The following is a 9,434-nucleotide window of genomic DNA, read 5'->3' as shown; positions in this document are numbered from 1 at the left end:
GTTTTGATGAGTGCTGTTGCATTTTGTGGAAGTATGCAATTTGTTGCAATCACCTTGTTGACTACCTCTTTTGATCCAATACAAGCATTTTTTCTTAGCTTAATGGTTAATGCTAGACATATATTCTATGGACTATCTATGCTTGATAAATACAAAGGACTTGGCAAAGTAAAATATTTTTTGATTTATACATTATGTGATGAAACATTTTCTATTACATCCAGCATAAACCCTCCTAATAACATTAATCGCAAATACTTTTTATTTAGTATTTCATTTCTAGATTATATTTATTGGATATTGGGAACTTTATTAGGAAGTATCCTAGAATCATTCATCACATTTAATACTACTGGTCTTGATTTTGCATTAACCGCATTGTTTATTGTTTTATTTATTGAACAAATACGTATAAAAGAAAATAGACTGTCCGGTATCATTGGAATAAGTTGTACACTTATTTCCCTATTCATTTTCAGTTCTAACAACTTAGTAATCCCAGCGATGATATTTATTTTAATATCTTTAATAGTAAGGAGGAAATTACCATGCCATTAACTCCTATTCAAACATTTACAATTATTATCGCTATTACTTTAGGAACAGCAATTACTAGATTTACTCCATTTATTCTATTCCCCGAGTCAAAAGACTTACCACCTATTATTAAATATTTAGGTAAAACTCTACCACCTGCAATGATGGGTTTACTCCTCATCTATTGCCTAAAAGATATATCAATTTTCTCAACCAATCACGCACTACCAGAGATCTTTTCAATTATTCTGATTACAATAATTCAATTATGGAAACGCAATGTACTATTAAGCATTGGCATCGGCACTTCATTTTATATGATTCTTGTGCAATTAGTTTTTATTTAATAAATCAAGTTACTATTGTTTTCAGTATCTATTATGTATTCTATGATTCCATTCACGCAGTTATAAAAACATTTCGTGCAGTTAATAATATTTTGCTATTTCTTCAATTATAATAAAAATAATATATTTAATAATTAATATATCATTTGTAATTAAACAAGGAGAAAAATATATGAAAAAGACTAGAAAATTTTATGTATACTTAGCTATAAACATAACACTACTCTTACTTTTTATTTTTAGTATTTGTTCATTACTTTATCCAAATGAAATTTATCTTTTATTTGGGCAACACTTAGAAAACATTTCATACCTTAACTACTTTGTCAAAATGTTACAAAGTAGTTATGCATTATTAATTATCGTATTCTTATTTTTATGTATTCATATTTATCAATATAAATTTGATAAAAAGTATAAACACTCACAGATTTCATTTGAGTTAAACAACAAATCGTTTAAATGCGATAATATTAATCGTGATGAATTTGAACAAACCACTATCGTGTCAGGTAAAATCAAAAATATTGCCAATAGACATTTTGACTACATTAAAATTCAACTAGTATTATTGAAAAACAAACAAATTATTGGCGCTAAAGAATATTTTATAAAAGAAATTGAAGCAAACGAAGAGAATGACTGGATACTTTGGTTTGATTCAATCGACTTTGATAGCGTAAAAATAAAGATATCAACTAAAAGTGATTAAAACAAAAAAAGATTGAGTAGTCTACAAAGTTTAGAACTCAATCTTTTTTCATATTATCCTCGTTAATTATCAAATTTCGCATAAAAAACCCATATTCTTACTATCTTTTATTAAATATTCGCTATACCCTATTTTTTACTTAACTGCAAAAAGAAAAACGACCAATAATTTGGTCGTTATATCTTGCTTTTATGTAACCAATTAGAGAAATGATAGTATAAGCCAGTGAATATAGCAGCACAACTCCATGTTAAACTATACCCCCACGCTACAATGTCTGTATGGTTAAAGATTGGCATTGCTATAGATAGATAAATTTGTCTTAATATTACAAAACTAAATATAGAGGTAAGCATTGGCACAATCGTGTATCCGCCAGCCCGTAAAGCCCCAGAATATATTTGATGGAATACTAATGCAATATAAAATGGAATCATAACCCTAACCATTGATGCTCCTGCCGCAATAACATCTGCTTCTCTTGAAAAAATTTCGATTGCATTATCTGCAAATATCCACAATGGAACTCCTAATAATATTACAGATATAATTCCCATAACAATTGTTGTATTGACACCTTTTTTGACACGATCTAACTTTAAAGCTCCCATATTCTGAGATGCAAATGTCGTAATAGCTAAAGCAAAACTATTTACAGGTAATGCAATAAAGTTATCAAACTTATTAGCACTACTGAATCCTGCAATTGCCGCTGCACCAAAGTTATTAACATACGATTGAACAATTACATTAGAGAATGAAACGATCATATTTTGCAATCCTGATGGAATTCCTATTTTAACAATTTGAACTAATGTCTGTGGATCAATACGCAATTTATTTAAACGTAATTGATAACTTTCTTTTGAAAGCATAAGTGTAATTATCACAAGTACCGCAGACACAGCTTGTGCAATTAAAGTTGCCCATGCAACTCCTGCTACCCCCATATTAAACTTTGTTACAAAAAGTAAATCTAAGATAATATTAATAACACTTGCTACTCCTAAAAAATAAAGTGGTCTTTTTGAATCTCCAATAGCTTGAAGAATACCTGTTCCCGCATTATATAGCGTTACAAATAAAACTCCTAAGAAATATATTTGTAAATATTCTATTGCTTGTGGTAATACATCCGCTGGAGTTTTCATCCATTCTAAGAAGATTGGAGACATAAAATATCCAACAGCCATCAAAAATAATCCAAATATAATCGAGAAAGTTACGAAAGTGTGTACTGTTACACCTAACTCCTCTTTTCTATTTGCTCCAAAATGACGCCCTACAATAACTCCTGCCCCTACTGCAACTCCCATAAAAAATCCAATAATTAAATTAATCAACGGTGTACTTGCTCCTACTGCAGCAAGTGCTATCTTTCCAACATATTGTCCCACAACAATTGAATCGACTGTATTATATAAGAGTTGAAATAAATTACCCAGTAATAATGGAATTGCAAAGAAAAGGATTCTCTTCCATATAGAGCCCGTTGTCATTTTTGCTTCTGCTATCGTCAAGACAATCCCCTCCTTCATTAATGTATTTCATTATACCATTACTTTACCTTTAATGAGTAGTAAGAAAATGATAAAATAAGTTAAAAGAAGGTGATTGTATGGAGCTATCAAAAGCATGTATAGAATGTATAGAAACATTGAATCACAATGGATATGATGCATACCTAGTAGGTGGTGCTGTAAGAAACTACCTATTGAACATACCAATACAAGACTATGATATTACTACCAATGCATTACCTTTTCAAATAAAAGAGTGTTTTAACAAATACAATACCATTGATATCGGTATAAAACATGGTACTGTAGCAGTAATAATAAATCATGAGCAAATTGAAATCACTACTTATCGCATTGATTTTGATTATATTAATCATCGTCACCCAAGAGAAGTTTCATTTACTAATAGTTTAAAAGAAGATTGTAAGCGCCGTGACTTTACAATCAATGCAATGTGTTATCATCCAACTACTGGTATCGTTGATTATTTTAATGGTCAACTTGATTTAAACAATAAAATCATAAGAGCAATTGGAAACCCTATGCAACGCTTCGATGAAGATGCGTTACGTATTTTACGTGCTATACGATTTAGTGCGCAGTTAGATTTTCTAATTGAACCAATTACTAAGCAAGCATTATTTGATTGTAAAGATTACTTAAATGATATTTCTGTGGAACGAATCCAAGATGAATTTTTTAAAATACTGTTAGCACCTAACTGTGCAAATCAATGTTTTGAATACGCTAAAATACTTGAAATATTTATACCAGAACTTAAGTCTTTGAACATATCTCACAAAAAGAAAAACGATACGTATATTGCTTTAAGTAAATCTATTCCTTCTATTCCTATTCGTTTCGCTCTTCTTACACACAACCTAGATGAGTTAGATTTAAGTAATACTGTACGGATAATAATGAATCGATTGAAATTTTCTAATCAGATTAAAAAACAAGTATTACATCTCTTATCATCTATTAATTCATCATTTAAAACTAAGGTTGATATTAAATTATTCTTACAGCAATCTGATGTTAATTTTCAAAATGTATGCGAATTTAAATCATGCATTGATGAGTCATTTGACTATAGCGAAGTAATGACAATGTATAACGACATCATCAATAATCAAGAATGTTATGCAATAAAACAATTAGTGATTAATGGTAATAATATTAAGCAATTAGGTATAAGTGACGGGAAGATATCATCTATTTTGAATGACTGTTTACATCAAGTAATACTTGAGAATGTTTCTAATCAGTTATTAAATCTAATTGAATATATAAAAAGCAATTATTTATAAAATCAAATTTATATATGATTTTATAAAATAATTACGGTATACTAGTTATTAAATAAAGGAGGATATATTATGTTAACTTTAGATGAAGCACGCGTAATTATTAACGAAGTAGATAAAGAAATGGCAAAGCTATTTGAAAAGAGAATGAGTGCTGTTGAGCATGTAGTACACTATAAGATAGAAAAAGGTTTACCTATTCTAGATGCTAAAAGAGAAGCAGAAGTAATTGAGAAAAATTTAAGTCTTTTAGAAAATGAAAAGCTAAAGCCTTACTTTAAAGAATTTTTAGAAAAAGCAATGGAAGTATCTCGCAACTATCAACAAAGCATTGTAGACGAAAATAAATAATTATTATCGGTAGGTTTAAACTAAAATAAACCTACCTTTTATTATGTCTAAACATTAACTTTGATGTCATCTTGTGATAAACTAATGAGTATGTCATCTATCAAAATAGATCGTGATAGAGTGATAGTTTAGGGGGAAAATATGGAAAATTTCAAAAGTTCAACTAAGCGTTATTCAATCATTATAATTTCATTATTGTGTATGTTTGGATTCCGCTTTTTACCTACACCAACTGGATTATCCACTTCAGGAATGCAAGTAATCGGTATCTTTGTTGGTGTTTTAATTTTATGGCTTACAATATCTATTGATTGGCCTTCAATATTAATGATTGGTGCATTAGCATTAGTTCCAGAATTAAAATTCAATACAATTCTTTCTGGCGCTTATGGCAATTCAACTTTTGTATTCTTAATGTATACATTTGTTGTTACTTACGCACTAAGCAAAACAAGCTTTATAAAAAGAACAGCACTAGCATTTATTACTAGTAAAATCGCTAATAAAGGTCCTTGGTATTTTGTAACACTTTATTTTGCATCTATTATCTTTATTGGATGTTTTATTTCCCCAACTGTATTGTTCTTTGTTTACTTACCAATAGTCGAAGAAATTTATAGCTTACTTAAACTTGAAAAAGGAACAAAGTTGGCAAGTATGTTAATGATTGGCACCGTTGTAATGTGTGGTATTTCAAGTGGTATGACACCTATCGCCCATGTATTTCCATTAATTGCATTAGGTTTATATCAAGACATGTATGGTGTTGCGATCAACTATGCTAACTTTATGATGATTGCTATTCCAGTAGGTATTATTTGTTCAATACTAACAATCCTAGTATTTAAATTTATCTTAAAACCCGATATGTCAGCGCTTAATAATTTTGATGTTAAAACAATGGCAAGTATTAAAGAAAAAGTAGGTAATGATGAAAAGGTAATCCTAGCAATATTCATATTAGTTGTTTCATTATGGGTTTTACCTGGCTTAATTACACCGGTTATTACTAGTGGTCCTATCTTTGCTTTCTTTAAATGGATTGATGGTTTTGGTACTGCCATGCCTCCACTTATTGGTTTAGTACTTTTATGCATTATCCAATATAAAGGAAAACCACTATTATCATTTAGTGAAGCCATGTCCAAAGGTGTTTCTTGGCCAAGCTTGATTATGTGTGCATCCACTTTAGCATTAGGTAGTGCAATTACCAATGCAGATATCGGCTTAACTACTTGGTTATCAGCTAGTTTAACTCCTATGATTGCTAACTTATCGCCTATTATTATGGTATTAATTTTTACATTATGGGCATCTATTCAAACTAACTTAAGTAGTAATATGGTTACCGCAACAGTTGTTACCGCAGCAGCACTTGCAATTACTGCAAATATGACAAATGTTAATATCGCTGGAATTGTTGTTAATATTGGTATGATGGCAAGTTATGCATTTGCTACTCCCCCTGCAATGCCATGCGTTGCAATTGCCGCAAGCAGTGGATGGACAGATACAATGCAGATGATGAAATATGGATTTATTGTTATGATTCTATGTGTACTTGTCGCTACATTTATTGGATATCCTATCGCTACATTTATTATGTAAATTTATAGACTCTGTTTTCTTTGAAACAGAGTCTTATGTTATTTGTAACCAATAACCATCGCACAAATTAATATTCATGCTAAAATTTTATTTATACAAGGAGAGCCTATGAAAAAAATATTACTACTTATACTTGCTTTATCACTTGTTGGTTGCACCCCTAGTGATTCTAAGCCTGAAGAAACAACACCTAAATATGAACTTACCGATGAACAAAATGAACAACTTGATTTACTATTAAAATCAGGTGGCTATTTTGATGATTTTACAGATTCACTTGATACTATGAGCTATAACATTGAAAATGATACCGTTATTGTTCAACTAAATGGACCTCATAAGATAAATATCAATTTCAAAGTTGGTGATGTCTCTACATATACATTCGATTTTAGTGATGTAGTATTTAACTATAGTGAAGATAATCAAGCTAAAACAGCTATACTAAATTCTACTTATACGCGAACTCCAGAATACAGTGATAACAAGATTGAATCATCATTAGGAATGAGTGACAAAATATACAACATCATCTTTAATCAAAGCAACTATGTTATCGAAAATAACGGTACTGCCGATGTCGATGAGGGCGCAATAACATTTAATGAAACATTAGATACACAATTATTTGATACTTATATAAATCAATGGAATATATTAACGCAATTTGATTCAAATATTCAAATTCTAAACAAACAGATTACACAAATCTTTACTAACTTCGATGCGTATTCACTTCAAAGAAATAGTTCTGACAATAGTGTGCCTGTAGAAGTAGTAAACCAAGATCCAGTAACTACCTACGAATTTACTGACTTCCCTTATTCCGCTAACAATCATAATTATCTTTATTATTATTCATTTAATGGCGAACCTAAAAAAACAATAAATGAAGCTTCCGCATATGATCGTACATTATTTTTATTCTTCTTCCTTACATCTAGAGACAGTTTTTCAATTGCTGAACTATCAAGTGCATTTTTAACTGTAGATAGTCAATACTATTGTTACGGTGGATTCTGTTCTACGTTAAAAGAAGATGTTAATCAAGGTGTTTTTAGAGAACATGAATTTTCTTTAATGACATTAGATTACTTCAATCAATGCATTAAAGATGTATTTAATTTAAAGCCATATAATTCTCTTGATAAATATGAGTATTTAGATACTGGTGTATATGTAAGTGGAACTGATAATACTTTAATGGCAGATTTCTTATCTGGACCATGGGATGTGCATTATCACGGCGCTAATATTGAGCAAACTAACAAAGCGGGTACTGAATATATTAGTTTTACACCTTATATTGCCCAATATGGTGATTGCAGTGGAAATGAATGTACTTATGACCTTTATACAACAGAAGGTAATATAGTAAAAGGTGGAATTCCTGAATCCAAAGTAAATGATTATGTAGTTGAAAATAAGGAAAGATTTTTCACTTGGAATATTTCACTAGCACCTGGAAGTAATCCTTACTTCTATCAAGTATTATCATATGAATTAGAATAACTTATCTACTAAACTCTTATTAAATTTGATAAGAGTTTTTAATATATAAGTCATGTTGACTCATATAGTCTAAATTGGTAGACTTAAAGTAATAAATTGTTATATTTAAATCATCAACTTACAAAATTCATATTTATAGAATTCTTAACAAGACTTATCGTAAAAATTTCAATTATTAATTAATATATACCCCTATTAGGAGAATGTTATGAAAAAAATAATACTTATTTTATTAATACTAATTACTGGTTGTTCTTCTACAACAGTTCAGCCTAAACCAAGTGAAACAACCGTAACAACACCAGTTGACCCTAAACCTCAAGTAAAGTTAACTGATGATCAAATTACTCTAGTAGAAGATATTATTTATAGCAGTGGATTTTTTGATCATTTAATTGAATCAACTGATCAACTTAGTTATGACATAAATAATTACACAATCACGGTTTACATTGAAAACGAACGTCCATTTAATATTAAATTCAACATGAAAACATCATTTTTTTATGAATATAATTTTAAACCTGTAACTATATTTTATGAAAAAGACAGTGAAGAAAGATTTGTGACAATTACATCTGTGGCAAATCCATCTTTATCTGGAAAGAAGCGATTACAATCTCATTTACTTGTAAGCACGTCACAATCATTTAACTTAATGTTTGATAAAGATAAAGAATTAATCTATGACAACCTAGATAATGAAATAAACTTCACTTCTGCCCTACATAATCAAGTGTTAACTTTATATAAGAAACAATGGAATGAATTTATGGAATTTAATTCTTATATGCAAACAATGTTCGACGAATTTAACCAAATATATAATAACGATCCTAATTTTCAATTGATTAATAAGTCAAAAGTTATTCTTCAAGACGTTGTACCAGAATGGTCAGATTTAGAATCAAATGTTGTTACTCAAATAGAAACAAGGTATATGCTTGATTTCTATAGTGTTTATATCAATGATGAAAAAGAAGTTATTAAGTATTCAAACTTATCCCCAGAATATAGAACTGCATCTTTATTTTTCTTTATTACAAATGAGAAACCAACACAAGAAGAATTAATTACTGCTTTTACAAATACTTCAAGACAATATTTTTGTGAATTTTCTGATTGTACCTTAACTGATAATGATGGATATAGACTTGGCATTTCACAAGGAATTATAAGTAATTATGCTTACTATTACGTAAACAAAGAATCTTATCACAATGAATTACAAAAATCTGTATTTAAGGATTTAGAATCTCTTAATATAAATGAGACAAAGAAATATGATAATGGTATCGTCACAAGCAAAGAAGAGAAAACAATCATTGTTGCTGCTAGTGAAGGTGATAGCTATACACCATATGGATTGATTTATAATGAGCAATGGCATAATGACAATGAAGTATCTGCACTAGTTACCCCATACATAGGAAAATTCGATACCTTAATTAACCAAGAACAGTATTATCATTTATATGATTCACAAGGAAATCAAATAAGCACAACTAGTATGAAAATAACTGATATGTATAATTATGTC

General features: G+C 29.5%; 9 protein-coding genes. 8 read left to right on the top strand and 1 reads right to left on the bottom strand.

Features of this window, described 5'->3' with window-relative positions; translation table 11 throughout:
- From RR430_RS04935 to RR430_RS04925, 3 genes are all read left to right on the top strand, one after another.
- On the top strand, nucleotides 1–558 hold a 558-nt coding region (locus RR430_RS04935; protein ID WP_332508732.1), incomplete at its 5' end, for an AzlC family ABC transporter permease.
- Nucleotides 549–884: a branched-chain amino acid transporter permease gene (locus RR430_RS04930; protein WP_332487628.1), complete on the top strand. Its 336-nt coding sequence runs from the start codon at nucleotides 549–551 to the stop codon at nucleotides 882–884. The genes RR430_RS04935 and RR430_RS04930, both read left to right, overlap by 10 nt.
- A 172-nt stretch (nucleotides 885–1,056) precedes the next feature.
- Complete coding sequence (locus tag RR430_RS04925; protein ID WP_332487626.1) at nucleotides 1,057–1,596, top strand: hypothetical protein; 540 nt, start codon at nucleotides 1,057–1,059, stop codon at nucleotides 1,594–1,596.
- Nucleotides 1,597–1,772: 176 nt separating this feature from the next.
- Here the strand turns inward: RR430_RS04925 and RR430_RS04920 are convergent, their stop codons facing one another.
- Nucleotides 1,773–3,116, bottom strand: coding sequence for an MATE family efflux transporter (locus RR430_RS04920; protein WP_332487624.1), 1,344 nt, complete (start codon nucleotides 3,114–3,116; stop codon nucleotides 1,773–1,775).
- Between the two features lie 98 nt (nucleotides 3,117–3,214).
- On the opposite strand from RR430_RS04920, the gene RR430_RS04915 reads away from it, so the two are divergent.
- The 5 genes from RR430_RS04915 to RR430_RS04895 form a co-directional block, all read left to right on the top strand.
- The gene (locus RR430_RS04915; RefSeq protein WP_332487622.1) at nucleotides 3,215–4,426 is read left to right on the top strand and encodes a CCA tRNA nucleotidyltransferase; all 1,212 of its coding nucleotides are present in this window, start codon (nucleotides 3,215–3,217) and stop codon (nucleotides 4,424–4,426) included.
- A gap of 69 nt (nucleotides 4,427–4,495) precedes the next feature.
- Complete coding sequence (locus RR430_RS04910) at nucleotides 4,496–4,774, top strand: chorismate mutase (protein WP_332487620.1); 279 nt, start codon at nucleotides 4,496–4,498, stop codon at nucleotides 4,772–4,774.
- A 141-nt stretch (nucleotides 4,775–4,915) separates the two neighbouring features.
- Nucleotides 4,916–6,382 carry an SLC13 family permease gene (locus RR430_RS04905; RefSeq protein WP_332487618.1) on the top strand — a complete coding sequence of 489 codons (1,467 nt, stop codon included), beginning with the start codon at nucleotides 4,916–4,918 and terminating at the stop codon, nucleotides 6,380–6,382.
- A 108-nt stretch (nucleotides 6,383–6,490) separates the two neighbouring features.
- Nucleotides 6,491–7,894 carry a hypothetical protein gene (locus RR430_RS04900; RefSeq protein ID WP_332487616.1) on the top strand — a complete coding sequence of 468 codons (1,404 nt, stop codon included), beginning with the start codon at nucleotides 6,491–6,493 and terminating at the stop codon, nucleotides 7,892–7,894.
- 208 nt (nucleotides 7,895–8,102) lie between these two features.
- A partial coding sequence (locus RR430_RS04895) for a hypothetical protein (protein ID WP_332508731.1) occupies nucleotides 8,103–9,434 on the top strand: 1,332 nt, incomplete at its 3' end.

Source organism: Anaerorhabdus sp. (genome assembly GCF_036641015.1).
GTDB lineage: Bacteria > Bacillota_I > Bacilli_A > Erysipelotrichales > Erysipelotrichaceae > Anaerorhabdus.
The sequence above is the reverse complement of the archived record's forward strand: the minus strand, read 5'-3'. Positions and strand labels throughout refer to the sequence as shown.

What these genes read in the sequence shown, in the direction of transcription:
- RR430_RS04925 (WP_332487626.1), top strand. Translation starts at nt 1,057, where the DNA reads ATGAAAAAGACTAGAAAATTTTATGTATACTTAGCTATAAACATAACA.
- RR430_RS04910 (WP_332487620.1), top strand. Translation starts at nt 4,496, where the DNA reads ATGTTAACTTTAGATGAAGCACGCGTAATTATTAACGAAGTAGATAAA.
- RR430_RS04905 (WP_332487618.1), top strand. Translation starts at nt 4,916, where the DNA reads ATGGAAAATTTCAAAAGTTCAACTAAGCGTTATTCAATCATTATAATT.
- RR430_RS04900 (WP_332487616.1), top strand. Translation starts at nt 6,491, where the DNA reads ATGAAAAAAATATTACTACTTATACTTGCTTTATCACTTGTTGGTTGC.
- RR430_RS04915 (WP_332487622.1), top strand. Translation starts at nt 3,215, where the DNA reads ATGGAGCTATCAAAAGCATGTATAGAATGTATAGAAACATTGAATCAC.
- RR430_RS04930 (WP_332487628.1), top strand. Translation starts at nt 549, where the DNA reads ATGCCATTAACTCCTATTCAAACATTTACAATTATTATCGCTATTACT.